This is a genomic window from Stenotrophomonas maltophilia, from assembly GCF_047497515.2.
Classification (GTDB): Bacteria; Pseudomonadota; Gammaproteobacteria; order Xanthomonadales; family Xanthomonadaceae; genus Stenotrophomonas.
Genome location: NZ_JAXAXL020000003.1, coordinates 1 through 24,277 on the forward strand (window position 1 = coordinate 1; position 24,277 = coordinate 24,277).

At 67.0% G+C, this 24,277-nt stretch carries 21 protein-coding genes and 1 pseudogene; 15 read left to right on the forward strand and 7 right to left on the reverse strand.

All coding sequences use genetic code 11. The annotated features are described in order from the left end of the window. Positions 1-1,178: pseudogene (locus ACMZPQ_RS06905) on the forward strand (DNA repair protein); the annotation flags it as partial. A gap of 58 nt (positions 1,179-1,236) precedes the next feature. Here the strand turns inward: ACMZPQ_RS06905 and ACMZPQ_RS06910 are convergent. The 4 genes from ACMZPQ_RS06910 to ACMZPQ_RS06925 all read right to left on the reverse strand — a co-directional run bounded on the left by ACMZPQ_RS06910 (position 1,237) and on the right by ACMZPQ_RS06925 (position 5,536). Then, a complete protein-coding gene (locus ACMZPQ_RS06910) occupies positions 1,237-2,172 on the reverse strand; it encodes an SUMF1/EgtB/PvdO family nonheme iron enzyme (protein ID WP_495495827.1) in 936 nt (311 codons plus the stop codon). 100 nt (positions 2,173-2,272) lie between these two features. Beyond that, positions 2,273-3,271 (reverse strand): formylglycine-generating enzyme family protein, encoded by a 999-nt coding sequence (locus tag ACMZPQ_RS06915; RefSeq protein WP_414485978.1) that lies wholly within the window; start codon positions 3,269-3,271, stop codon positions 2,273-2,275. Positions 3,272-3,486: 215 nt separating this feature from the next. Then, a complete protein-coding gene (locus ACMZPQ_RS06920; protein WP_197583412.1) occupies positions 3,487-4,869 on the reverse strand; it encodes a sensor histidine kinase N-terminal domain-containing protein in 1,383 nt (460 codons plus the stop codon). Next, positions 4,862-5,536: a response regulator gene (locus tag ACMZPQ_RS06925; RefSeq protein ID WP_197583413.1), complete on the reverse strand. Its 675-nt coding sequence runs from the start codon at positions 5,534-5,536 to the stop codon at positions 4,862-4,864. Before ACMZPQ_RS06925 ends, ACMZPQ_RS06920 begins: the two co-directional genes overlap by 8 nt. Before the next feature lie 62 nt (positions 5,537-5,598). Here ACMZPQ_RS06925 and ACMZPQ_RS06930 point away from each other — a divergent pair, with 62 nt between their 5' ends. From ACMZPQ_RS06930 to ACMZPQ_RS06945, 4 genes are all read left to right on the forward strand, one after another. Then, positions 5,599-6,846, forward strand: coding sequence for a TolC family protein (locus tag ACMZPQ_RS06930; protein ID WP_197583414.1), 1,248 nt, complete (start codon positions 5,599-5,601; stop codon positions 6,844-6,846). Continuing rightward, complete coding sequence (locus tag ACMZPQ_RS06935; RefSeq protein ID WP_197583415.1) at positions 6,843-8,015, forward strand: efflux RND transporter periplasmic adaptor subunit; 1,173 nt, start codon at positions 6,843-6,845, stop codon at positions 8,013-8,015. Before ACMZPQ_RS06930 ends, ACMZPQ_RS06935 begins: the two co-directional genes overlap by 4 nt. Next, positions 8,012-11,083 carry an efflux RND transporter permease subunit gene (locus tag ACMZPQ_RS06940; protein ID WP_197583416.1) on the forward strand — a complete coding sequence of 1,024 codons (3,072 nt, stop codon included), beginning with the start codon at positions 8,012-8,014 and terminating at the stop codon, positions 11,081-11,083. Before ACMZPQ_RS06935 ends, ACMZPQ_RS06940 begins: the two co-directional genes overlap by 4 nt. Before the next feature lie 115 nt (positions 11,084-11,198). Beyond that, positions 11,199-12,083, forward strand: a complete 885-nt coding sequence (locus ACMZPQ_RS06945) for a LysR substrate-binding domain-containing protein (protein WP_197583417.1) — start codon at positions 11,199-11,201, stop codon at positions 12,081-12,083. Between the two features lie 55 nt (positions 12,084-12,138). On the opposite strand, the gene ACMZPQ_RS06950 is transcribed toward ACMZPQ_RS06945, so the two are convergent. Then, complete coding sequence (locus tag ACMZPQ_RS06950) at positions 12,139-12,987, reverse strand: helix-turn-helix transcriptional regulator (protein ID WP_197583418.1); 849 nt, start codon at positions 12,985-12,987, stop codon at positions 12,139-12,141. A 188-nt stretch (positions 12,988-13,175) separates the two neighbouring features. Between ACMZPQ_RS06950 and ACMZPQ_RS06955 the strand changes: the two genes are divergently transcribed. Continuing rightward, on the forward strand, positions 13,176-15,308 hold the full coding sequence (locus ACMZPQ_RS06955; protein ID WP_312646187.1) for a TonB-dependent receptor: 2,133 nt from the start codon (positions 13,176-13,178) through the stop codon (positions 15,306-15,308). Between the two features lie 80 nt (positions 15,309-15,388). Here the strand turns inward: ACMZPQ_RS06955 and ACMZPQ_RS06960 are convergent, their stop codons facing one another. Beyond that, positions 15,389-15,865 carry a MerC domain-containing protein gene (locus ACMZPQ_RS06960; RefSeq protein ID WP_197582749.1) on the reverse strand — a complete coding sequence of 159 codons (477 nt, stop codon included), beginning with the start codon at positions 15,863-15,865 and terminating at the stop codon, positions 15,389-15,391. A 32-nt stretch (positions 15,866-15,897) separates the two neighbouring features. Between ACMZPQ_RS06960 and ACMZPQ_RS06965 the strand changes: the two genes are divergently transcribed. The 8 genes from ACMZPQ_RS06965 (at position 15,898) to ACMZPQ_RS07000 (ending at position 22,541) form a co-directional block, all read left to right on the forward strand. Next, on the forward strand, positions 15,898-16,431 hold the full coding sequence (locus ACMZPQ_RS06965) for a ZrgA family zinc uptake protein (RefSeq protein WP_197582748.1): 534 nt from the start codon (positions 15,898-15,900) through the stop codon (positions 16,429-16,431). Next, positions 16,428-17,123 (forward strand): ATP-binding cassette domain-containing protein, encoded by a 696-nt coding sequence (locus tag ACMZPQ_RS06970; RefSeq protein ID WP_197582747.1) that lies wholly within the window; start codon positions 16,428-16,430, stop codon positions 17,121-17,123. The genes ACMZPQ_RS06965 and ACMZPQ_RS06970 overlap by 4 nt, the downstream gene beginning before the upstream one ends. After that, on the forward strand, positions 17,116-18,369 hold the full coding sequence (locus ACMZPQ_RS06975; protein ID WP_197582745.1) for an ABC transporter permease: 1,254 nt from the start codon (positions 17,116-17,118) through the stop codon (positions 18,367-18,369). Before ACMZPQ_RS06970 ends, ACMZPQ_RS06975 begins: the two co-directional genes overlap by 8 nt. A gap of 2 nt (positions 18,370-18,371) precedes the next feature. Further along, positions 18,372-18,932: a DUF3299 domain-containing protein gene (locus tag ACMZPQ_RS06980; protein ID WP_197582744.1), complete on the forward strand. Its 561-nt coding sequence runs from the start codon at positions 18,372-18,374 to the stop codon at positions 18,930-18,932. After that, entirely contained in the window at positions 18,922-19,548 is a 627-nt protein-coding gene (locus ACMZPQ_RS06985) for a DUF3299 domain-containing protein (protein ID WP_197582743.1), read from the forward strand. Before ACMZPQ_RS06980 ends, ACMZPQ_RS06985 begins: the two co-directional genes overlap by 11 nt. Next, positions 19,548-20,294, forward strand: coding sequence for a hypothetical protein (locus ACMZPQ_RS06990; protein WP_197582742.1), 747 nt, complete (start codon positions 19,548-19,550; stop codon positions 20,292-20,294). The genes ACMZPQ_RS06985 and ACMZPQ_RS06990 overlap by 1 nt, the downstream gene beginning before the upstream one ends. Before the next feature lie 152 nt (positions 20,295-20,446). After that, a complete protein-coding gene (locus ACMZPQ_RS06995) occupies positions 20,447-21,979 on the forward strand; it encodes an MFS transporter (RefSeq protein WP_197582741.1) in 1,533 nt (510 codons plus the stop codon). 4 nt (positions 21,980-21,983) lie between these two features. Next, positions 21,984-22,541, forward strand: coding sequence for a TetR family transcriptional regulator (locus tag ACMZPQ_RS07000; RefSeq protein WP_197582740.1), 558 nt, complete (start codon positions 21,984-21,986; stop codon positions 22,539-22,541). 192 nt (positions 22,542-22,733) lie between these two features. Here ACMZPQ_RS07000 and ACMZPQ_RS07005 read toward each other — a convergent pair whose 3' ends face one another. Beyond that, positions 22,734-23,624: a cupin domain-containing protein gene (locus tag ACMZPQ_RS07005; protein WP_197582738.1), complete on the reverse strand. Its 891-nt coding sequence runs from the start codon at positions 23,622-23,624 to the stop codon at positions 22,734-22,736. 105 nt (positions 23,625-23,729) lie between these two features. On the opposite strand from ACMZPQ_RS07005, the gene ACMZPQ_RS07010 reads away from it, so the two are divergent. Next, positions 23,730-24,266 (forward strand): carboxymuconolactone decarboxylase family protein, encoded by a 537-nt coding sequence (locus ACMZPQ_RS07010; RefSeq protein ID WP_197582737.1) that lies wholly within the window; start codon positions 23,730-23,732, stop codon positions 24,264-24,266. Positions 24,267-24,277: the final 11 nt, after the last annotated feature.

Consider the following 24,277-nt stretch of genomic DNA (forward strand, 5'->3'; position numbering starts at 1 on the left):
CCGCGGTGGGCGAGAAGCCGCCCGAGACTTTGAATGGCATGCAGGTGAATGCCGAGGCGTTTGTGGGTGTTGAGGCGGGCTTGACGCCCGCGGGTGAATTGCAATGGCTGCCGCCCCAGCAGGGAACACCGGTAACGCTTGCGAAGCTGAGTTTGGATGTGGCGGGTTCTGCGGGCGTGGGCGCCAAGGCGCAGCTGTATGTGTATTACGCGGACGGGCGTTTCCGGATCAAGGTCAGTGCGCGATTGTGCCTGGGCATTGGCTGCAAGGGGGCGCTGGATTTCGTGGTGGGGGTGGAAGGCATGCTGGAGTTCGCCAAGTGGGTGTATTACCAGTTGGCACATGCTGGGTTTAAGGAGTTGATGTTCTTTGCGCGAGATGCGCTGAAGTACTTCTCCCAGATCGCCTTCCTCGAGGTGTCCGCTGGAGGATCTGTAGAAAGGTTCCTCGCCCAGAACATGGACCGCGCGCTCAAGGCTGTAGAAGATCAGATTGGCAAAGCGCAGATTGCGCAGAATCGAATTGAACTGGTTCGAAGAATCAACTCCACTACGGGAAGTTCAGATCTCAATAGTGCATGGCTCTTGTACGCAACACCTGTGACTCGTGGAATGCTCCTCTACACCATCACTCGTCACAACTGGATAACGCATATGAAGAATCCAGCCGAACTCGAGGGGGTTTTTGACCCTCAGCTGCACTACCTTCCTGATCACAAGAAGGCTGTAATCCGCGTGATAAGGGGCGTCAGCCTTGTCAGTGAATGGCTGGCGATGTTTCAGTACATGACTGCCGACGGCGAGCCTAGCGGTGAGCCACTGGGCAAGCTTGAAGGCGATATAATTAAATTTCTTGACTATGGTAATTCGTTATCAGGTGACCTTAAAGGAAAAGTAATTGATCCAATCAATGCGGAAGGTGATGTGCCATCAGATCGGCTGGGGAGCAGCTACGTCGAGCAGTTCATTGCCCATCGCAGAAGACTGCTGGGTAGCTTTCCAAAGGGGTATGAGGTAGTGCAGTTGCAGCGGATGGACCTCGATGCACTCCTGGCGCTTGACGGCAGGGACGCACCTACATTTGCAAGCATTGATGGCGACTACCTGCGCTCGCGTGGGCAGCAACAACGGGCTGTTGCGATACTTGGTCACAGTGGTTCGCCTGCAAACGCATCCTAGTTTGCAGGCGTTACGACCCCAGAGATGAATAGCGGTGCAGGCCTGTTGCTGGGCTGCGTCAGCTGTCCTTTGAACTGGGAGGGCCGGCGGCTGCGCAACGGAACCTGTTTGAGCTGTTCGGATTGAACAGGCGCCTTCCTTCTTCCGAGAGAAGGGGGTCTGGAGAAGGGTCTGGAATGTCCTTGAACCGGGTAAACGTCATCGACACGATGAAGAGCGAGTTCCCTCCTCGATTGCTGTGGCTTCGTTGAACCTTCTCCTTGCCATGTGCGGGTCCGCGTGGATCTTGCGTGTCTGAAATGTCGTAAGTATTGCTATACCAATCAAACATCCACTCAAATCCATGATCAATCATGTCGTACAGGCCCAACGGGGTGGGCGGATACTGTCCAAGCGGAGTAGGACCAGACATGTAGCCACGCTGGGAAGCATACTGCGTGATGGTTCTGTAATCCCCGACATTCCTTCCATCGTCGACGCTCCCATCATCGGTGGGCCAGATCACGAACTGCCCTCGGTTGCGCGCCGCGTATTCCCATTGCGCCTCCGTCGGCAGCTCCATCTTGCGCCCGATAAGCCCGCCAATCCATCCACAGTACTGATGCGCCGACTCCCAGCTCACGCCGACCGGGAGGTCGTCTGGCAGGTTCCTATACTTCAGATCCTTCGGGTACTGCGCTGTCCGGGGCTGGCCCGTTGCATCGGTATAGACGTCGAAGTCGGCGTAGGTGATCTTCTTCGCACCGATCGCGTAGCTGCTCAGCGTTACCTCACGCAGTACGTCGTCGTCGCGCTCACCGCTGTAAGGCATCTTCGCCCGTGGATCGATGGGGCCGAAATCACCCATGATGAAGGTGCCGCCTTCCACCTCCACAAGGTCTTTCTTGGTCTTTTGCGACAGTACTTCGATGCGCGCTGTGAGCTCAGGTGAGTGCTTCTGGGGCGTTCTGGCGGTCGAACCTTGGCACGCCGTCAGCAGAAGTGCTGTTGGCACAAGGGATTTCAGAAGGACGGGTCGAAGAGGCGGCATGAGAAGCACCGATCAGTTCTGGATGGACTGAATCAGCGTAGCAATGCCAGATATGGCGGGGCGCTCATGACCGGGGTGAGGAGTGCGAAGCGGTGCTTCCCACGGGACGTAGAGATGCGGCGGCTGCGCAGCGGAATCGGTTAAAGCCGTTGGGATTGAACAGTCGCCTCCCTTCCTCCGAGAGAAGTGGGTCGGGACCAGGGGTCGGGTCGTTCTTGAAGCGAGTGAACGTCATCGATACGATGAAAAGGGCGCTTCCGCCCTGATTGCTGTGACTTCGCTGGACCTTTTCATCGCCATGTGCGGGTCCGCGGGGGTCTCGTATGTCGGAAATGTCATAAGGATCCCGATACCAGTCAAAGACCCACTCAAACCCATGGTCAATCATGTCGTAAAGACCCAGTGGGGTGGGCGGATACTGACCCAGAGGGGTTGGGCCGATCGTATAGCCATGCTTGGAGGCGTACGCGCGGACCGTCTTGTAATCCCCAACATTCCTCCCATCGTCGACGCTGCCATCATCGGTGGGCCAGATCACGAACTGGCCCCGGTTACGTGCTGCGTACTCCCACTGGGCCTCCGTCGGAAGCTCCATCTTTCGCCCAATCAGCTCTCCGACCCATCCACAGTACTGCTGCGCGTCCTCCCAGCTCACGCCGACCGGTAGATCGTCCGGCAGGTTCCGGTACTCCAGATCCATCGGGTACTGCGCGGTCCGGGGCTGGCCCGTTGCATCGGTATAGACGTCGAAGTCGGCGTAGGTGATCTTCTTCGCACCGATTGCGTAGCTGCTCAATGTCACCTCGCGCAGCACGTCGTCGTTGCGCCTGCCGCTGTAGGGCATCTTCGCGCGTGGGTCGATGGGGCCGAAATCGCCCATGATGAAGGTGCCGCCTTCCACCTCCACAAGGTCTTTTTGGGTCTTTTGCGACAGCGCTTCGATCCGTGCAGTGAGCTCAGGAGAGTGCTTCTGGGGCGCTTTGACGGTCGAGCCTTGGCACGCCGTCAGCAGAAGTGCTGTTGGCACAAGGGATTTCAGAAGTGAAGGTCGAGGAAGCGGCATGAGAAGCACCGATCAGTTCTGGATGGACTGAATCAGCGTAGCAATGCTGTCGCAAGGCGCGTGGCGGCTTCACGGCTCAGGCATCGTGCCAGCTGCGGCCGGGCACGGCTGGTCGCTGCGTAGATCAAGGGCTGCCGATGGGCAGCGCCAACCAAGGTTGGCGTCCACCGATATTTCCCGCTACGGGCGCAGCAGTTGCCAACCGAGGCGGGCATCTACCGGGAGCGGAAGTGCAATCCGACCCGCGCGCCACCGATCGGCGCGGTATCGATCACCAATGCCGCATCATGCCGCTGTGCGATCTCTGCCACGATCGCCAGCCCCAGGCCGCAGCCGTCGCCTTCGCTGCTGGCCCGGTAGAAGCGCTCCGTGACACGGCCGCGCTCGGCCTCTGCAATGCCGGCGCCATCGTCGTCCACCCACACCTGCACGCCTTCGGCGTCCTTCTGCAGGCCAAGCGTGATCACCCCGCGCACGCTGCCATAGCGCAGCGCGTTGTCCAGCAGATTGCCAAGCGCTTCGCGCAACAGCTGAGGATCACCCGCGATCGACACGCCCTCGTCCGGCCCGTCGTAACCCAGGTCTACGCCGGCAGCCAACGCCCTGTCCGCATAGCGCTCCACCACGCCGCGCGCCAGCACCGCCAGATCCACCGGCTGCAGCGGCAACGCGCTGCCCTGCGGATCTTCGGAACGGCTCAGCATCAGCAGCTGGTTGACCAGATGCTGCAACCGCGCCAGTCCGGCCAGCGTGCCGGACAACGCCAGCTGCTGCGCCTGTGGATCATGCTGGCGGAATGAACTCTCCAGTTCCACCTGCATCGCCGCCAACGGGGTGCGCAGCTGATGCGCGGCATTGCTGACGAAGCGCCGTTGCGCGGCCTGCATCGCATCCAGCCGCTGCAGCAGCGCGTTGTAGGCCTCTACCGCCGGCCACAGTTCGCGCGGCGCCTCCTGTGCAGGCTCCAACGGCGCCAGCGGGTCGGGGCGTGGGCTGGCCAAGCGGCGCGCCACCTGGTTGGCATGGCGCGCGGCGGCGCCGGTTCCCGACCACGCCAGCCACGCCGCCAGCGCCAGGATCGCGGCCTGGAACGGGATGCTGGTCATCAGCAGCTTGCGCTCCAGCCGGTGGCGCTTGCGCAGCGTTTCAGCCACCCGCAAGCGGATCTCGTGGCCGGGTCCGGCGCTGACCACCACTTCGACCATGCGCACCGGCTGCCCACGCAATCGCGCGTCGTAGTAGACGGCCTCGCCATCGCGTGCGGCGGCAACGGCGGGGCGCGGCAATGCTTCGGGCAGGTCACCGTACAGGCGTCCGCCCCCAGCATCGACCACTTCGCCATGCACTTCATCGGTGGTGTCCCAGGTGAACATGCGCGACACCGCTGGGGTGATCTCGATCGAGGCGCGTCCATCCTGCACCTCGACCAGTTCGGACAGCGACATCGCCGAGTCCAGCAGCCAGCGGTCGTAGACCTGGCCGGCGTAGAAGCGCGCCAGTGCGAATGAACCCACCGCGCTGCACAACATCAGCACCAGCAGCGGCAACCACAGGCGCCGTAGCAGCAGGCCACGCAAGCTGTGCACGCGCTCAGTCACCGCCGGCCTCCAGCCGGTAGCCGAGCCCGCGCAGCATGCGGACGCCAACGCCGGCACGCGCCTGTTCCAGCTTGCGGCGCAGGCGGCTGACATGCACCTCGATCACCGAGAGGTTGGCCTCGTGGTCCCAGCTGTACAGCGCATCGAACAGGCGCTGCTTGGTGACGGTGCGGCCGGGATGCTGCATCAGCGCTTCGACCAGCGCCAGCTCACGTGCGGTCAGTTCGACACGCTGGCCATCCACCTGCGCCTCGTTGCGGATGCTGTCGAAGCACAACCGGCCCAGCCGCTTCTGTGCTGGTGCATCGCTGCGGCGGCGCGACAGCGCACGCAGCCGCGCTTCCAGCTCACCCAGTGCGAAAGGCTTGGCCAGGTAATCATCACCACCGCGGTCCAGCCCCAGAATGCGATCGTCGACGCCATCGCGCGCGGTCAGGATCAGTACCGGCAGGGTGACACCGTCGTTGCGCAACCGCGACAGCAGGTCGAGGCCATCGACATCGGGCAGCGACAGGTCGAGCACCATCACGTCATACGGCGCGCTGGCCAGCGCGGCCGGGGCATGCAGCCCGCGCGAAAGGTGGTCGCACAGATGCCCGGCGCCCTGCAGGGCGCGGATCAGTCCATCGGCCAGGGCGGCGTCGTCTTCGATCAGCAGGATTCGCATTGCAAGCTTCGTGCAAGGTTGGGGCAAGTTTGGCGCAAGTGCGTCACCTTACCGTGACGCGCATGAATTTCTCCCTTCGACTTGCGGCTGTGCTGGCCGCCCTCGTGTGCGCGCCCGCGGCGTCGGCGCTGTCCCTGGCGGACGCGCAGCGCGCCATGGAAGCGCACAACCCGGACCTGCGTGCGGCGGCGCTGGAGCTGCGCGGCGTGCAGGGCGATGCGCAGACCGCCGCACTGCGTCCGGCGGCCGAGCTCTCCATCGGCAGCAGCAAGATCAGCCCCAAGCATGGCATCGGCTCCGGCCGCTGGCAGGACAAGCGGGTGGACAGCACGCTGGGCCTGGGCTGGACCTGGGAGCGTGGTGGCAAGCGAGCGCTGCGCATCCGCCAGGCGGACGCGTTGCTGCAGGTGGCCGGGCTGGAGATGCTCGATACCCGACGCCGCCAGCAGGTGGCGCTGCACGAGGCGTATTTCGGCCTGAAGAGCGCGCAGGAGCGGGTGCAGATTGCCGAGGCCAACCGCCAGAGTTCGACCGAACAGATGGCGGCAGCGGACAGGCAGGTCGCAACCGGGGCGATGGCGCCGGTCGATCGTGCGCGGTTGGCGGTGGACGACCTTGCCGTGGCCGATGCCGCGCGCGAGGCGGCGCTGGATCTGCGCGACGCCCGGCACGCGCTGGGGCTGCTGCTCGGCAGCAATGACAGCAGCAGCCTCAGTGCCGACGACCCGTGGCCCGACACCCGCAGTGTGGCCGCCACGCGTGGGTTCGACCCGCAGCAGCGTGCCGATCTGCGTGCCGCGCATTCGCGCCTGGCTGCCGCTGATGCCGGTGTGGCGCTGGCCCGCAGCGAGCGCCATCGCGACATCCAGCTGGGGGTGGAGGCCGAACGTGAGCCGACCGACATCGGCGGCGTCACCTGGGGCGTGTCGTTGACCATTCCGCTGGGTGAACCGTCGCGCACACGCGGTGCCATCCAGCGCGCCGAAGCGGATCGGGACAGTGCCGCACTGGAACTGCAGGTGCTGCAGCGCGAAGCGCGCGCCGAACTGGACCAGCTGCAGGCCAGCGCACAGTCCGCCGCGCAGCGCCGCACCGATTACGAAGGGCTGCAGTCAAATGCCGCGCGCAAGGCAGTGCAGGGCATCGAGCTGGCCTACCGCCGTGGTGCCGCCAGCCTGACCGACCTGCTGGATGCGCGCCGCAGCTGGCGCGACTTCGAGGCCGCGCTGATCGAGGCGCGTGCCGACCATGCCATTGCCCTGGCGCGCTGGGAAGCCGCCACATCCGTTGCCGAAGGAGAGTCCCGATGAAGTCCACCGTCGCCCATCGCCCGCGCGCGCGCCATGCGCTGCTGCCGGTGTTGCTGGCACTGGCCCTGCTCAGCGGCTGTGGCCGCGAGCCGGCGTCGTATACCGAAGATGCACCGCAGGTCAGTGCTGGCCAGATCCAGTTTCCGGCCGACAGCCGCCAGCTGGACGTGCTGCGCAGCGAGGCGGTGACCGCCGGTGCCAGTGCCAGCCTGCAGCTGCCGGGCCGTGTGGTCTGGGATGAGACCCGCTCCAGCGCATTGCGCACGCCGCTGCCGGGGCAGGTCGCGCGCATCGAGGCGCAGCCTGGCCAGCAGGTGAAGGCCGGCCAGGTCATCGCCTGGATCACCTCGCCCGAGTTCGGCCAGGCTCAGGCCGAGGGCGCGCGTGGCCGCGCCGAACTGCAGCAGGCCCGCAAGGAGCTGGAGCGCACCCGCGAGCTGCACGCCGCTGGCGTGGCGTCCGGGCGCGAACTGGACGAAGCCGAGGCCAACTTTGCCGGCAGCCAGGCCGATCATGCGCGCGCAACCGCCTTCGCCAAGGCCTATGGCAACGGCCAGCACGTCGATCAACGCCTGCCGCTGCGTGCGCCCATCGAGGGCGTGCTGGTGGAACGGCGGATGAGCCCGGGCATGTCGGTCAGCCCCGACAGCGAACAGCCGCTGGCGGTGATCGGCGATCCGGATCGCCTGTGGCTGCTGCTGGACATCCCCGAAAGCCTGGCCGGGCGATTGAAGGCCGGCATGCCGGTGAGCGTGCCGGGTGCCGATGGCAAACCCCTGCAGGCCACGCTGCAGCATGTGGATGACTTCGTCGACAGCGAGCGCCGCGTGGTCCAGGCCCGCGCCGAGCTGGACAACCGCACGCGCGGATTCAAGGCCGGGCAGTATGTGCGCGCACAGGTGGCGCTGCCGGCCGAGGGCGGCGTTTCGCTGCCGGATGCGGCGGTGCTGTTGATCAACGGCACGCAGGTGGTGTTCGTGGAGGAAGGCAAGGGCCGCTTCGTGCGCCACGCGGTGCATGCTGAAGAGCTGGGCGATGGCCGCCTGTGGGTGCGTGAGGGCCTGGCGGCAGGCAGCAGGGTGGTGGTCGAAGGGGGCCTGCTGCTGCAGCAGCTGGTCGACGGTGCGCCGACGGCGGCCAGCAGCGGCGCGGGGCACGCTGCCCCATGATCGATCGCCTGATTGCCTATTGCCTGCGCCAGCCGCTGATGGTGATGCTGGCGCTGCTGTTGTTCATCGGCGCGGGCATCGCCGCGTTCCGCGTGCTGCCGGTGGAAGCCTTCCCGGATGTGTCCGACACCCAGGTGACGGTGGTCTCGCTGCACCCGGGCCGCGCCGCCGAAGAGGTGGAGCGCGAGGTGACGATGCCACTGGAAGTGGCGCTGTCCGGTATTCCGCATTCGGTGCGGGTGTTCTCGCATACCCAGTTCGGCCTGTCGATGATCATCCTGACCTTCGATGACAAGGCCGATGACTATTTCGCGCGCCAGCAGGTGCTGGAACGCCTGCAGGGCGTGGAGCTGCCGGAAGGGGTGACGCCGGAACTGGAGGCGATGAGTTCGGCGGTGGGCGAGATCTACCGCTACGTACTGAAAGGCCCGCACCTGACCTCGACCCAGCTGCGCACCGTGCAGGAATGGACGATGGAGCGCAGCCTGCGCACCGTGCCGGGCGTGGCCGATGTGATCAGCTTCGGTGGCTTCGCGCGGACCTTCCAGGTCAAGCCGGACCTGGACAAGCTGCGCGATCGCGGCATCAGCCTCGGTGAGTTCGCCGAGGCCCTGGAGAAGGGCAGTTCGAATGCCGGCGGCGGCTACGTGGAGCGCGGCCAGCAGCAGTTCCTGATCCGCGGCGTGGGCCTGATGCGCTCGCCGGCCGACATCGGCAACGTGGTGGTCGGGCAACGCGGCGGCACGCCGATCCTGGTGCGCGACCTGGCCAGCATCGCCGACACCGGGCTGCCACGGCAGGGCCTGGTCGGGCAGGATGACAACGACGATGCGGTGTTCGGCATGGTGCTGATGCGCAAGGGCGAGAATCCGTCCGATGTGCTCGACGCCCTGCATGCTCGCATCGCCGAGATCGAGGCGAACCAGTTGCCGGCCGGGGTCAGCATCGAGCCGTTCTACGACCGCTCCTGGCTGGTCTCGACCACGCTGAAAACGGTGTTCCGCAACCTGCTGGAAGGCGCCGTGCTGGTGTTCCTGGTGCTGTGGCTGTTCCTGTACAACGCCCGCGCGGCACTGATCGTGGCGGCCATGATGCCGCTGGCCCTGCTGTCGACCTTCCTTGGCCTGCACCTGTGGGGCGTGCCGGCCAACCTGCTGTCGTTGGGGGCGATGGACTTCGGCATCATCATCGATGGTGCGGTGATCGTCACCGAGCATATCGTCTCGCGACTATCGAAGCTGCCACCCAACGCCGACCGGAAGACGCGTTTCTCGACCATCCTCTCGGCGGCATCGGAAGTGGGGCGGCCGACGTTCTTCTCGATGATGATCATCATCGCCGCGCATATCCCGATCTTCACCCTGCAGCGCCAGGAAGGCCGCATGTTCGCGCCGATGGCCTATTCGGTGACGTCGGCGTTGATCGGTGCGTTGGTCCTGGCGCTGACCGTGGTCCCGCTGTTCTGTTACTGGTGGCTGCGCCGCGACCGCATGCGCGACGGCAATCCGTTGATGGACCGCCTGACCGGGTGGTACAGGCCGGTGCTGGAGCGTGCCCTGGCACGCCCGCGCGCGGTGGTGCTGACCGCGGTGGCGCTGCTGGTCGGCACGCTGGCGCTTGGCACCTGGCTGGGCTCGGAGTTCCTGCCCGAGCTGGACGAGGGGTCGATCTGGTTGACCGCCACGCTCGACCCCAGCACCAGCCTGGCCGAGGCGCAGCAGCAGTCGCGGCGTATCCGAGAACTGGTCGGCACGTTCCCGCAGGTATCGACGGTGGTGGCCAAGCTGGGGCGCCCGGAAGATGGTTCCGATGCCAAGGGCGCCAACCAGATCGAGGCGTTGGTGGCGCTGAAGCCGGAGAAGGAATGGCCGAAGGGCGTGGACAAGCGGCAGCTGGTGAGTGACCTGCAGCGCACGTTGGAGCAGCGCATACCGGGGCCGGAGTTCTCGATCTCGCAGCCGGTGCGCGACAACATCCTGGAGAGCATCTCGCAGATCAAGGGCCAGGTGGTGATCAAGGTCAGCGGTTCGGACCTGGACGTGTTGAACCGGCAAGCCCAGGCGATCCTCGGCCAGGTGCGCAGCGTGGACGGCGTGGAAAGTGCCTTCATCGACCGCGACGGCGCGTTGCCGCAACTGCAGATCGAGATCGATCGTGACCGGGCCGCGCGCTACGGCCTGAATGTGCGCGACATCGACGAAGTGATCGAGACCGCACTGGGCGGGCGCCAGGTCGGCGAGCTGTGGGAGGGGGATCGAAAGTTCCCGATCACGCTGCGGCTGGACGATGCCGACCGCGACCTGCAGCGGCTGCGCACGGTGCCGGTAGGCATCGGTGACGGCCACGCGGTGACGCTGTCCGATGTCGCCGACTTCCGCATGGCCAGCGGTGCGATCAACATCTCGCGCGAGAACGCACAGCGGGTGAAGGCGGTCAGCATCTTCATTGCCGGGCGCGACATGGGCAGCGTGGTGGCCGACATGCGCAAGCGCGTGGACGCCAGCGTGCAGCTGCCGGAGGGTTATCGGCTGGAGTGGTCCGGTGAGTTCGAGAACCAGCAGCGCGCGATGAAGCGGCTGGGCTGGGTGATTCCGCTGTCGGTGCTGCTGATCTTCGTGCTGCTGTTCGATGCCTTCAAGGACATCAGCAGTGCGGCGTTGATCCTGGCCAACGTGCCGTTGGCGATGATCGGCGGCATCCTGGCGCTGTGGCTGACCGGCATTCCGTTGTCGGTATCGGCGGCGATCGGCTTCATTGCATTGTTCGGGCAAGCCGTGTTGAACGGGGTGGTGATGCTCAGTCGCTTCGCCCAGCTGCGCGAACAGGGCATGGACCTGCTGCAGTCGGTGGTGCAGGGTTCGCTGCAGCGCCTGCGCACGGTGCTGATGACCGCGCTGCTGGCGATGTTCGGGCTGCTGCCGATGGCGACTTCGCACGCGATCGGTGCCGAGACCCAGAAGCCGCTGGCGGTGGTGGTGATCGGCGGCCTGCTGTCGGCGATGCTGCTGACCTTGCTGGTGCTGCCCACGCTGTACTACTGGGTGCACCGCCGCCGCGAGATCCGGTAAATGCTAATACCCTGTGTGAAGTGATCTGGTGGATGCCAACCTTGGTTGGCATCCAGCACCAGGTCGCGGCGGGCAATCGTGCATAATCGGCCAACACCATCCGGACAGCCGAACAATGGACCGCTTCACGGCCATGCGCGCCTTCGTCCGTATCGTCGAGCGCCGCAGTTTCACCCGCGCCTCCGAGGACCTTGGCCTGCCACGGGCCACGGTGACCGATGCGATCAAGGCGCTGGAGCAGCGCTTGGGGGTGCGCCTGTTGAACCGGACCACGCGGCTGGTGGCACCGACCCTGGAGGGTGAAGCCTTCTACGGTCGTTGCCTGCGGTTGATCGCCGACATGGACGACGCCGAGGCCGCGTTCCGTGACGTGCCACCGCGCGGCCTGCTGCGCATCGAGGTGCATGGCACGCTGGGCCGGCATCTGCTGTTTCCGCACCTGCCGGACTTCCTGCGGCGCTACCCGGACATCGAGCTGGACGTCAGCGAGGGTGACCGCTATGTCGACCTGCTGCGCGAAGGCGTGGATGCGGCGATCCGGGTCGGCACGCTGGCCGAAAGCGACCTGGCGGCGCGACGGCTGGCGCTGCTGCGCGAGGTCACCGTGGCCTCGCCGGACTACGTGCGGGCCAAGGGTATGCCCGAGGGCATTGAGTGCCTGAAGGACGGCCACGAGATGGTCGGCTATCTCTCCAGCGCCACCGGCCAGCTGATTCCCTTGGAGTTCCAGCAGGGCGGGCAGGTCCGCTACGTACCGCTGCCCGCACGCGTGCTGGTGTCCGGTGCCGATGCGTTCCTCGGCGCCGCGCTGGCGGGGCTGGGCATCATCCAGGCACCGCGTTACCGCATGGATCCGTACATTGCGCGGGGCGAGCTGGTTGAACTGTTGCCGCAGATGCCACCCACGCCGAGCCCGCTGAGCCTGGTCTACCCGCGCAACCGCACGCCTTCACCGCGCTTGCGGGTGTTCATCGACTGGGTGGCGGCGCTGTTTGACTAAGCAGCGTAGTGCCGGCCGCTGGCCGGCTTCTGCATTACCCGGCCAACGGCCGTCATTACCGCGCCTGCTCGATCCAGGCGGAGGGCGAACAACCGAGCACACGGCGGAACGCCGCGCTGAACTTGCTGGGGTTGGCGTAGCCGCTGGCCAGCGCAACGTCGGTGACCGTGCGGCCCTGCGCCAGGGCGGCGCCGGCCTGCTGCATGCGGTGCCGGGTCAGGAATGCATACGGTGGCAGGCCGGTGGCAGCGCGCAGGGCGCGGCCGAAGCTGGATGGCTGCATCTGCACTGCGGCAGCCAGCTCGGTGACGCTGAGCGGCTGGCCCTGCTGTGCATCGATATACGCCTCCAGCTGCCGCAGTCGCTGCGCCGAAAGGGGCGTGGCCGTGCCTCTCGTATCGCGCCGTTGGCCGGCAAGCTGGCCGAGGCGATGCAGCAGCACCTGCGCGCCGTGCTCAAGGAAGCCGGGCAGGCACGCACCGGCCTGCGCGCTGCTCCACAGCGCCTGCAGCACCGACGTGATCACCGGGTCGTGGTGAAGCCGCGCTGCCAAAGGCTGCAGCTGCTGCAGCGCCAGCGCGTGGTGCGGGTACGCGCGGGTGTCGATGGCAATGCCGAGCACGTCCACAGCGGGGCTGGCGTAGGTGCCGCTGTCGCCAGGCAGGACCAGGTTGAACTGGCCCGGTCGCCACGGGGCCTGCAGCACGCCGTTGAGCGTGCGTTGCTGCAGCCACCCCCCGCCGGCCATGGCCATGCCCAGGCGCAGTTGCTGCGGATGGCCCATCTCGCCTTCGCTGGCCTCGAAGCGGTGGCGCAGCAGGACCACCGCGCCGTCCGGGCTGAGGTGGGCGGCCGCAGCCTGGGGGCCGGTTTCGCGCAGCAACTGGTCGGCGAGGGCGGGCATCACGGATCCGGAAATGGAGCGGCGCTGCCGCGAATGGAGTGGCGGGATGGCGCGAATGTTACAGGATAACACTCTTGACTCGCGCTGCCGCCGCCCGCGCGTCCGCCTTTCCATCCCTTGAGGTCCGTCCGTTGAAGTCGTCCACGCCTGCTGCCGCCCTTGTTGCGGTATCCCTGCTCATTCCTGCCATGCCCTCGCTTGCCCAGCAGGCCGACCCGGCCACGCTTGACGGTGTCCGTGTCACTGGCTCCAAGCGCGATACCCCGTACCTGAAGAGCGACCTGTCGGTCACCGTGCTTGATCGGCAAGCGCTGAAGGAGGCCGGTGTCACCGAGTTCCGTGACCTGGACAAGCTCGCGCCGAACGTGAAGTTCAATGCGATGGGCCAGCTGAGCAACATGTTCATCTCGATCCGCGGCATCGAGTCCAATCCGTTCCTGGTCAACCGTGCGTCGGTCTATATCGATGGCATTCCATTCCGTGAACTGAGCAATGCCGTGCTCAACCAGGTCGAGTCGGTGGAGGTGCTGCGCGGGCCGCAGGGCACGCTTTACGGGGCCAACAGCGAGTCCGGCCTGGTGCTGGTGCGCACGCGCGGTCCGGCCGATGCGCGCGAAGGCGAACTCAATGTGCGCAGTACCTGGTTCGGCAATGGCAACGGCACGGCACTGGACGGCTTCCTGGCCGGCCCGTTGAGCCGCGATGGCAGTTTGTCCGGGTCGGTTGCGTTCATGGGCTCGGACGAGGATGCCTACCTGAAGAACCTCACGCCCTCCGGTGCGCGCGGCAAGGTGGGCGAGGGCTACCTGCAGGGCAAGCTGCGCTGGCGGCCGAGCGACTACGTTTCGGTGAATGCACTGGCCTACCATCTGCGCACCCGCGCGCCGGGCATGTTCGAGTACGAGTACCTGCCGCTGGATACCGAGCTGTACAACCGCACCTATGGCACCTCGCTCAACGGCGGCCGTCTCGCCGCTGATTTCACCTACATCAATGACGCACCCAAGCGCACCGAGAAGGATGAGTCGGTGGCGGGCCTGAGCGCGCAATGGCAGCTGCAGGCCGGCACGCTGGACGTGGCCGCGTCCTGGCGGAACGAGGAAGTGACCTCGGCCGGCTACGACTTCGACATGACCCAGAGCGCAGCACTGGCAGGCCGCATCTACGACCGGAAGAACGAATGGACGGCCGAGGCGCGCTTCAGTTCGCCCAGTGACCAGGCATTGACCTGGATGGCCGGTGTGTCAACCTACCGCAACAGCAAGGATTCGATCCTGGGTACGTTCGTTGGTCCTGCGCTGCGTGGGCTCGACAGCTACAACCTGGCGCCGCGGCAGACATCGAAGGGGGAGGACTACAGCGTGTTCGCCACCGCCAGCTACACCTTCCCGTCGCTTCCGCAACTGACCGCGAGTGCGGGCCTGCGCCATGAGCAGGCGCGGCGTTCCACCGAGCAGCGTGCCGGTGCGCTGGACCTCGGCGCCGGCGGCCGCGTGCTGTATCGCGATGCCGCGCTGGCGCATACCTTCTCGGCCACGCTGCCGCGGGTGTCGCTGCGCTACGACGCCACCGACGACCTGTCGTTCTATACGGCCTCGGCCAAGGGCTACATCCCGGGCGGCTTCAATCTGGCCGCAGCGCAGAGCGATGTGGTCAACGACAAGGTGCTGCGCTATGAGTCCGAGCGCATGTGGAGCCATGAGCTGGGCTTCAAGATGAACCTGGCCGGTGGCCGTGGCCACATCGGCGGCGCGCTGTTCCACATCACCTCGGACAACTGGCAGGAGATCCAGGTGGCCACCGATGCCAACGGCCGCCCGATCTCGTCGGACTACGTGGGCTCGGATGCGTCGATCCGTTCGCGCGGCGCCGAGCTGGAGGGCGTGTTCGAGGTGATGCCCGGCTTCACCTTGATGGCCAACGTGGGCTATGTCGATGCGAAGTACACCAAACTATGGGTGAGCGTCGACCAGAACCTGGACGGCAAGCGGGTCAAGCTGACGCCGCATTACACGGGCTATCTGGCGGCGCGCTACCAGCTCCAGTCCGGCCTCTATGCACGGCTGGAATCGCAGTTCACCGGCTCCAGTGCGCTGGACGAACGCAACCGCGCGTTCCAGCCGGCCGTCGCGGTGCTGGGTGCGCAGCTGGGTTATGAGCGCGGGCCGTGGAGTGGACGGGTGTTCGTACAGAACCTCACCAACAAGCGCCGCATCAACGGCCTGATCTTCGACAACCTGGCATTCGGCCGCGATGGCAACTACTACGGCCCGGTCGACAGCCCACGCATCTTCGGCGCGGAAGTGGGCTATCGCTTCTGAGGTGGCGGGGCACGCGCCGGCCAGCGGCCGGCGCTACCAATGACGGGTAGTGCCGGCCGCTGGCCGGCATCTTCGCAGCGTTACCGAGGGCTGTGCAGCGCGCGCCGGTTGCCGATATGCGCACATGCCAGCAGCACGCCGCCGCAGGCCGTTGCCACCCCGTGCCACAGCAGCGACTCCTTCAGCGGCAGATACAAGGACGCCGACAGCAGCAGGCCGGCGCCCACGCAGGCCAGCCGCAGCGGCCATCGGCGGCCATGCCGGCGCAGCCCCGCCGCGGTGCTGGCCAGCGCCAGCGCCGAGGCCACCAGTGCGAACAGCCACTCCCAGCGCGACATCATCAGCAGCAGCGTCATCGCGCCATGGCCGGGGTGCTGGAACGAGCGCAGCGCCATCATCGCGGCCGGCACGAAGGCCAGCAGCAGCGGCAGGGCGATGCAATGGGCGGCACAGGCCAGCGACAGCCAGGCACCTGCGAGATCGAGGTGGGGATGCCAGCGTGCCGAAGTTGGCGGCTGGGCCAGGGCCCTTGCGGGCATCGAGGGGATATGGTCCATAATGTTACATAGTAACAATTGGAGTCTCCCCCATGAAGCTTCCCGCTGCTTTTTTCCTGCTGCTGGCTGCCAGCGCCGCGCAGGCCCATGACGTCCGCCAGCTTGGCGCGCACGTGCACGGCCAGGCCACTGTTGATCTCGCGCTCGACCAGGGCGTGCTGGAACTGGCCCTGCAGGCGCCGGGTATCGGCATCCTCGATTTCGAACGACCGCCAGCCAACGCCACTGAACGGGCATCGCTGGCACGCGCTACCGCTGTGCTGAAGAGCGGCAGCTGGGTAACGCTGCCGACGGCGGCGCATTGCCGGCTGGCCAGCGGCGATGCCAGCGCCAAGGGCTTCGATGCAACCGACGCGGCACCCGCAGCCGGGCAACACCGGCACGCCGGCTTCAGCGCCAACCTGCAGTACCGCTGTGCCAATCCGGCGGCGTTGCGCGCCCTGGTCATGCGGCTGCCGGCGGTATTCCCCGGCCTGCACGAGGTCATCGTCAACACCGCAACCGATCGTGGCCAGGGCCGCAGCGTGCTGACCGCCACCCAGCTGCGCGTGGTACTGGCGCCGTGAGCAGCGCTGCGGTGATCAGGCTGGATGAGGTGCAGTTCGGCTATGGCCTGCGCCTGGTGCTGGACATTCCGCAGCTGTGGATCGAGCAGGGCAGCAGCGTGCTGCTGCGCGGGATCAGTGGCGGCGGCAAGAGCACGTTGCTGGGACTGTTGGCCGGGGTGCTGCTGCCTGGAAAGGGCCGCGTCGAGGTGGCCGGACAGGCGTTGCAGGCCATGCGTGGCGCCCGGCGCGACCGCTTCCGCGCCGACCACCTGGGCGTGATCTTCCAGCAGTTCAACCTGCTGCCGTTCCTCAGTGTGCGCGACAACGTTGCGTTGGGCCTGCGCTTCTCGCGCCTGCGCAGCGAGCGCATCAGCGGGCCGCTGGACGCCGAGATCGCGCGCCTGCTGCGCGCCCTGCAGCTGGACCCGGCGCTGATGCAGCGGCGCGCGGGCACCCTGAGTGTCGGCCAGCAGCAGCGCGTGGCTGCCGCTCGTGCGTTGATTGGCCGGCCGGCAGTGCTGCTGGCCGATGAACCGACCTCGGCGCTGGACCGGGAGGCCGCCACGGCCTTCCTGCAGTTGATGTCCGCACAATGCCAGGCGGCCGGCACCACGGTAGTGGTGGTCAGCCACGACGATGGCCTGCAGCCGCTGTTCGACCGCACCATTGCCCTGGCGGAGATCAACCGTGCAGGTGGCGCCCATGCTTGAACTTGCCTGGGCCAGCCTGCGCAGCCGCGCGTTGAGTGTTGGCCTCACCGTACTGGTGATCACCCTCAGCGTGGTGCTGCTGCTGGGCGTTGAACGCGTGCGCACGCAGGCGCACGAGGGTTTCGCGAGCACGGTGTCGGGTACCGACCTGATCGTTGGTGCGCGTTCGGGGCCGGTGAACCTGCTGCTGTATTCGGTGTTCCACATTGGCGACCCGACCAACAACGTGTCCTGGCAGTCCTACCAGGAGCTGTCGGCGCTGCCGCAGGTGAAGTGGGCGGTGCCGCTTTCACTGGGTGACTCCTGGCGTGGCTATCGGGTGATCGGCACCAGTGGCGGCTACTTCGATCACTATCGCTACGGCGCCGGTCACGCGCTGGCGTTCGCGCAGGGGCGGCGGTTCGACGATCTGTACGACGCGGTGATCGGGGCTGAAGTGGCCGCTGCGCAACGGGTCGGTGTTGGCGACGAGATCGTGCTGGCGCATGGCACCGGCGCGGTCACCCTGGCCACCCATGCCGACAAGCCGTTCCGCGTGGCCGGCATCCTGCAGCGTACCGGCACGCCGGTGGATTCATCGGTACTGGTCTCGCTGCCGGCCATCGAGGCGATCCACGTGGACTGGCGCTCGGGTGTGCAGCTGCGCAGCCAGCGCGTCAGCGCCGAGCAGGCACGTCACCTGGATCTGACTCCCACCAGCATCACGGCGTTCATGCTCGGCCTGAACTCGCGAATCGCCACCTTCTCGGTTCAGCGAAGGATCAACGAGTACCCGGACGAGGCCATGCTGGCGATCCTGCCGGGCGTGACCCTGCAGCAGTTGTGGCAGTCGCTGGGCACGGCCGAACGTGCCCTGCAGCTGATCAGCGCGATGGTGGTGCTGCTGGGCATGGTGTCGCTGGTGGCGCTGCTGGTTTCGACCTTGCAGGAACGGCGGCGTGAGATGGCCGTGCTGCGTGCGATCGGTGCGCGGCCGGGTTACATCGCCGCCCTGCTGGTGGTTGAAGCGGTGGCGACCAGCGCGTTCGCCTGCGTGCTCGCGCTGGCAGTGCTGGCCGTGGCCAGCCTGGCGGGCCGCGCGTGGGCGCTGGCCAGCTTCGGGCTGTCGATCACCCATGTATGGCCGGACGGTCGCGAGCTGGCGTGGGCCGCAGGCGTGCTGGTGATCAGTGCGGTGGCCGGGCTGGTGCCGGCGCTGCTGGCCTATCGGCGCACGCTGGCCGATGGCCTGTCGCCGGGAGGCTGAGCATGCGCTGCTTGTGGATGTTGCCGATGCTGCTGTTCCTGACTGCCTGCGAGCGGCCGGTGGATACCGGCGTACAGGCGCTGCCGCCGTCGCCGGTGATGGATAGCGATGGCGCCGTGACGGCGGGCACGGCTGTAGAACAGGAGCTGGACTGGCTGCAGATGATGCCCGGTGATGAGCTGGCCGCGCTGGAGCGGGGCGAGGGCCCCGAGGTCGAGCACAACGGCAACCGGCGCATGCCGCAGTTCGGCACCTTCCGCACCGTGGACGCGGTGCTGGAACGGCCGGTGCGCCTGCCGGGCTACGTGGTGCCGCTGGCCAACGCACAGGACGGGCGCCTGACCGAGTTCCTGTTCGTGCCGTACTACGGCGCCTGCATCCATGTGCCGCCGCCACCGCCCAACCAGATCGTGCACGTGGTGCTGCCACGCCCGATCGAAATGCCGGACATGTATTCGCCGTTCTTCCTGGCCGGCACCCTGCGCGCGGAGCGGCTGGATGACGACCTGGCCGGCTCTGCCTACACCATGCGCGATGCGCACCTGAGGCCCTATGAACCGTGAGCACGTTGCCATGCTGGTGGGCTGCCTGTGCCTGGCTGGCTGTACGCAGCCGGTGCCGACCGCCGCACCTGCCAGCACCGCGCAGACCGCGCAGACCGCGCAGCCAACCGTGGCCGATACCGCCATCAACCGCTGGGATGCGCTGCGGCCCGATGAAGTGACCTATCAACGGCCGCCGCCGCAGATCGGCCTGTCACGCAACGGCATGGACGGCGTGGGCGGTTTGATCGACGACACCGGTTCCGGCACGCCGCCGGGGCAGGAGATCGACCATTCCAGCCCCGACCGCGCCAGGCAGTTCGGCTCGTCGCAGGTGGTCGATGCCGCCGATGGCCGTGCCGTGGATCTGGACGGCTACGTGGTGCCGCTGGGCACCAACGATGCCGGGCTGGTCGACGAACTGCTGTTCGTGCCGTTCTACGGCGCCTGCATCCATGTGCCGCCACCACCGCCGAACCAGATCATCCATGTGACCCTGGCCACGCCGATCGCGCTGGGTGACCTGTGGGACCCGTACCGGCTGGCCGGCCGCCTGCAGGTGAAGCGCTTCGATGCGGATATCGCCAGCGCGTCCTACGACGCCGCTGCGGCAACGCTGACCGTGATCCATAACTGATGCGTGCGCGTTGGGTCATCGTTGCGTGCGTGCTGGTGAGCGGCGTGGCGTTGGCCGTGTGGTGGCAGCGGCGTGCAGCGGTCTCCGAACCACCGGCGATCGCGTTCCCGGCGCCCGCGGCGGATGCGCGCCAGCGCATCGAACAGCGCATGATCGAAGAGCCGGCCTTTCGCAATGACGTGCTGTTCCTGTTGGCGGCCACGCTGCGTGACCGCTGCCAGCCAGCACAGGCAGGGCTGCTGGCGCGCATGGCCAATCGCGCATCGTTGCCGGTGCTGGCGGCGGTCAGCGCGGTGACCCAGCAGGATCCCACGCTTGACCGGCCGATCTACCAGTACATCCAGCATCGCGCCGATGCCCTGCGCTGTGGCCAGCCGCTGCAGATGCCATTGGCCGCGGGCCGCAGCATGGACGTGGACATCGAGCAGTACGCACGCACCTTCCCCGACAGTTACTTCGATCCGCAGCGCAGCAGTGAACCGCGCGATTTCGGCGGGCAGTCGCTGCAGCAACGCGCCGGTAATGCGTGCAACAGCGTGGTGTATTCGGTGCTGCCGCTGGGCGGCACCGATTGGCGCTGCAGCAGCCTGCGCGCCAATGCACGCGGGCGGGTGCGCAGCCTGTGCGAGGACGAACTGCGCCGCCAGCACGGCGGCATTGGCGGCGAGCTGGACATGGCCGTGGGGCAGGGCATGCAGGCGGCCGTGGTGTCCGTGATTGCCGCATTGCCGGAAGACTGCCGGTGAGTGCTTCCCTGTAGAGCCAGGCCATGCCTGGCTGGGGCGTCCGATCGAGCAGTTTCGCCTCTACAGAAGCTGAACCGGTGGATTCCGAAGATCGTAACTATACAGGACATCCGGTATAGTTATGGCCGTACTCCACCCCATCAGGTTCTCCCATGGCTTTGTCCCAGCGCTTGGCCGGTGCTCCGGCCCTGTCGCGCGCCCGTCGCTGGGCGCTGTTGTTCACCGTGGCCGCCGGCCTGTTGCTGGTCACGCTGGACAACTCCGTGCTCTACACCGCGCTGCCCACCCTGACCGAAGAGCTGTCGGCCAGTAACGGCCAGGCGCTGTGGATCATCAATGCCTATCCGCTGGTGATGGCCGGCCTGCTGCTCGGCGCCGGCACACTCGGCGACCGCATCGGCCACCGCCGCATGTTCCTGATCGGCCTGGTGGTGTTCGGTGTTGCCTCGTTGGCCGCGGCATTCGCGGAGAGTGCCGCGCAGCTGATCGCCGCGCGCGCGTTCCTGGCGGTGGGTGCGGCGGCGATGATGCCGGCCACGCTGGCGCTGATAGGGCTGAGCTTCCACGAAGAGCGCGAGCGCAACATCGCCATCGCGATCTGGGGCTCGGTGGCGATCGTTGGCGCCGCGCTCGGCCCGATCATCGGTGGCTGGCTGCTGCAGCATTTCTGGTGGGGCTCGGTGTTCCTGATCAATGTGCCGGTGGTGGTGGTCGCCTTCGTGGCCACGCTGCTGCTGGCGCCGGAAGGCCAGCGCGATACCTCGCGCCCTTGGGATCTTGTGTCCTCGGTGCTGGCGCTTGCCGCGCTGTCCGGGTTGGTGCTGGCGATCAAGTCGCTGATCGCCACGCCGCCGTCGTACGCGCTGGGCGCCGGCGCGCTGCTGCTGGCGGTCATCAGCGGTGCGGCGTTCGCGCGGCGCCAACAGCAGCTGCCGTACCCGCTGCTGGACTTCGCGATCTTCCGCAATCCCGCGTTCCTGGCCGGCACGCTGTCGGCGGTGTTCACCCTGTTCGCGATGGCCGGCCTGCAGCTGGTCACCACCCAGCGCTTCCAGCTGGTGGCAGGCTTCACCCCGTTGCAGGCGGGCCTGCTGGTGTCGGTGGCGGCGGTGGGCAGCCTGCCCAGTGCGTTGCTGGGCGGCAGCATCCTGCACCGGGTCGGCCTGCGTCCGCTTATCTGCGGTGGCCTGGCCGCAGGCGCGGTGGGTGTCGGCGTGGTCGCGTTCGGCTTCCCGCACGGCCTGGGCTGGGTGGTGGCCGGCATGACCATCACCGGCTTCGGCATGGGCGCGGCCATCTCGGTGGCGTCCACCGCCATCCTCAACAACGTGCCGGCGCACCGCGCAGGCATGGCCTCGTCGGTGGAGGAAGTCTCCTACGAATTCGGTGGCCTGCTGGCGGTAGCCATGCTGGGCAGCCTGAGCGCGGCGATGTACAGCGCCTTCCTGCCGTCTTCGGCCGACATGCCGGCACTGGCACGCGAGGGCTTCACCCAGGCCCTGCATGTGGCACGCGAGAGCGGGCAGGGCGAGTGGTTCACGCTGGCCACGGCCGCGTACGACCGCGGTTACCAGATCGTGCTGCTGGTGATCACGGTGATGCTGGCGACAGGCGCGGCGGTCATCGCGCGCCTGCTGCGCGGCCGCGTCGGTGGCCGCGAGGGTGCGGCCGATCGCGTAAAATGACGCGATGAGAACCAGCAAGCGCGACCGCATCCTCGACGCCGCCGTCAACGTGATCAATCGTGACGGCGTGCGTGCGGTGACCTTCGAGTCGGTGGCGGCCGAGGCCCAGCTGACCCGCGGCGGCCTGCTGTACCACTTCCCCTCGCGCGAGGCGCTGCTGCGCGGCATCGACGAGCACCTGGTGCAGGCCTGGGAAGCGTCGATGGAAGCGCTGCTGGGCAAGCGCGCCGGCGAAGCGACCGCGCTGGAGCGCTACCAGACCTTCGTGCGGGTGTCGGCGCAGAGCGCCACCCGTGCCGAGCTGATGTTCATGCTCGAATCGGCCGACCCGGATGCCGATGAGCGCCCATGGGGCCCGGCGGTACGACGCTGGGCGCCATTGCCGCCTTCATCCGGGCAGGACGACCCGGCCGCGCTGGACAATTTCGTGGCGCGGCTGGCGGCCGATGGCCTGTGGATCTACGAAGCGATGTACGAAGGGCAGCTGGATGAGGGCGTGCGTGCCCAGGTCGCCGAGCGGATCGCCGGGCTGCTGGCCAGGAGCGATGGATCGGCCAGCTAGGCCATCGGCCAACACGCGGGCATCGCTCCTGGTAGAGCCGACCGCTGGGCGGCTGCCCTTCGGCCAGGCCACAAACGCGCCGACCTCACCCGTGGTAGAGCCGACCGCTGGTCGGCTGTTCTTCGGCCAGGCCACGAAACCCCCGCGCTTCGCGCGATAGGCGACCAGCGGTCGACGCTACCCCTTACCCATTTACCCAGCCTGCGCTGCGCTCGCGGCCAGCCACGCCCGTGGCGAGGCTCCCAACCGCTTGCGGAACGCCTTCGACAACGACGCGGTATCGGCAAACCCCACCTCGATGGCCACCTGCTTGACCGCCACGCCTGCCCGCAACTGCGCGCAGGCCAGGCTCAGCCGCCAGTCCAGCAGGTAGCTCGCGGGCGTTGCCTGCATCACCTCCTTGAACACCGCCGCGAAGGCGCTGCGCGACATGCCGGCGGTGGCCGCCATGCGTGGCAGCGTCCATTCGAGCTGTGGCGCCTGATGCATCGCGACCAGCGTGCGCGCCAGCCGTGCATCGGACAGGCCGCGCATCAGCCCATGGCTGACACCCGCTGCATCCGGGTGGTCGACCACCCAGCGCAGGATCTGGATCAACGCCACTTCGAACAGGCGGTTGGTCAGCAGCCGTGAACCGCAGCGCTGGCGATCGGCCTCCGCGAACAGCAGGTGCAGGGTGTCGTCCAGTTCGCCGATCGCCGCCAGCGGCACCACCATCACCGGCGGCAATGACTGCACGATCGGATTGCGCGCACCACCATCGAAATCCAGCGTGGCGCAGGTGAAATCCGGGCCCTCCAGCGGCGCGTTGTGGAACACGTGGTGGAGCGGTTGCGGGTACAGCAGCAGGCTGGGGCTGTCGATCTTCAGGCGTGGCAGCGCGGTATCGCCATCGGGGTGACGGACCTCCATCTCGCCCTGGCGAAGGATGTGCAGGAACGCGCGCCCGGGCTGCGGCTCGAAGACATGCCGCCCACACAGCGGGCCGCTGTGGAACAGCGCGGCCTGCACGCGGAAACGTTCCAGCAGCGAGGACAGGCGGTCGGGCGCGGAGGTGCCTGCGGGGTTTGGAGAGGCGCTCATGGACGAATGGACAATACAAGCGGCTGATATGGCCTGATGTGTCCATGGAGTCTACCTAGGATGGCCGGGTCGTCCAATCCCGGGCGCTTTCCAAGGAGATCCTCCATGTCCCGTGTCCCCCTGATCGATGCATCCGCCACCACCGCCGACCGCCAGGCCCTGCTGCGCCAGGTGCATGCCGCCTTCGGTGCCACCCCGGCGATGTTCCGTGCCGTGGCCAATTCTCCGGCCGCGCTGCAGAGCATGTGGGGCGCGTTCGGTGCGCTGGGCGCTGGCCGCCTGTCACCGTTGCTGGGCGAGCAGATCGCCGTGGCCATCGCCAACCGCAATGCCTGTGAGTACTGCCTGGCCGCACACACCGCGCTGGGTCGCAAGGGCGGCGCCAGTGGCGAACAGATGGCCGCCGCGCAGATCGGCCAGTCCAGCGATCCGGCCACGGCCGCCGCACTGGGCTTCGCACTGAAAGTGGTTGAGCAGCGCGCGCAGATCGCCGATGGCGATGTGCAGGCGCTGCGCGCGGCGGGTTTCGACGATGAGCTGATTGTCGAAATCCTCGCCCATGTGGCACTCAACCTGTTCACCAACTACGTCAATGTAGCGTTCGAGGTGCCGGTGGATTTCCCGAAGGTGGCGCTGCGCTGACGTGACGTCCG

Bases quoted from the DNA above. Each gene is read 5' to 3' on its own strand.
- ACMZPQ_RS06915 (WP_414485978.1), bottom strand. From the start codon at position 3,271: ATGCCGCTTCCTCGACCTTCACTTCTGAAATCCCTTGTGCCAACAGCA.
- ACMZPQ_RS06925 (WP_197583413.1), bottom strand. From the start codon at position 5,536: ATGCGAATCCTGCTGATCGAAGACGACGCCGCCCTGGCCGATGGACTG.
- ACMZPQ_RS06930 (WP_197583414.1), top strand. From the start codon at position 5,599: ATGAATTTCTCCCTTCGACTTGCGGCTGTGCTGGCCGCCCTCGTGTGC.
- ACMZPQ_RS06935 (WP_197583415.1), top strand. From the start codon at position 6,843: ATGAAGTCCACCGTCGCCCATCGCCCGCGCGCGCGCCATGCGCTGCTG.
- ACMZPQ_RS06940 (WP_197583416.1), top strand. From the start codon at position 8,012: ATGATCGATCGCCTGATTGCCTATTGCCTGCGCCAGCCGCTGATGGTG.
- ACMZPQ_RS06945 (WP_197583417.1), top strand. From the start codon at position 11,199: ATGGACCGCTTCACGGCCATGCGCGCCTTCGTCCGTATCGTCGAGCGC.
- ACMZPQ_RS06950 (WP_197583418.1), bottom strand. From the start codon at position 12,987: ATGCCCGCCCTCGCCGACCAGTTGCTGCGCGAAACCGGCCCCCAGGCT.
- ACMZPQ_RS06955 (WP_312646187.1), top strand. From the start codon at position 13,176: ATGCCCTCGCTTGCCCAGCAGGCCGACCCGGCCACGCTTGACGGTGTC.
- ACMZPQ_RS06960 (WP_197582749.1), bottom strand. From the start codon at position 15,865: ATGGACCATATCCCCTCGATGCCCGCAAGGGCCCTGGCCCAGCCGCCA.
- ACMZPQ_RS06965 (WP_197582748.1), top strand. From the start codon at position 15,898: ATGAAGCTTCCCGCTGCTTTTTTCCTGCTGCTGGCTGCCAGCGCCGCG.
- ACMZPQ_RS06975 (WP_197582745.1), top strand. From the start codon at position 17,116: ATGCTTGAACTTGCCTGGGCCAGCCTGCGCAGCCGCGCGTTGAGTGTT.
- ACMZPQ_RS06980 (WP_197582744.1), top strand. From the start codon at position 18,372: ATGCGCTGCTTGTGGATGTTGCCGATGCTGCTGTTCCTGACTGCCTGC.
- ACMZPQ_RS06985 (WP_197582743.1), top strand. From the start codon at position 18,922: ATGAACCGTGAGCACGTTGCCATGCTGGTGGGCTGCCTGTGCCTGGCT.
- ACMZPQ_RS06990 (WP_197582742.1), top strand. From the start codon at position 19,548: ATGCGTGCGCGTTGGGTCATCGTTGCGTGCGTGCTGGTGAGCGGCGTG.
- ACMZPQ_RS06995 (WP_197582741.1), top strand. From the start codon at position 20,447: ATGGCTTTGTCCCAGCGCTTGGCCGGTGCTCCGGCCCTGTCGCGCGCC.
- ACMZPQ_RS07000 (WP_197582740.1), top strand. From the start codon at position 21,984: ATGAGAACCAGCAAGCGCGACCGCATCCTCGACGCCGCCGTCAACGTG.
- ACMZPQ_RS07005 (WP_197582738.1), bottom strand. From the start codon at position 23,624: ATGAGCGCCTCTCCAAACCCCGCAGGCACCTCCGCGCCCGACCGCCTG.
- ACMZPQ_RS07010 (WP_197582737.1), top strand. From the start codon at position 23,730: ATGTCCCGTGTCCCCCTGATCGATGCATCCGCCACCACCGCCGACCGC.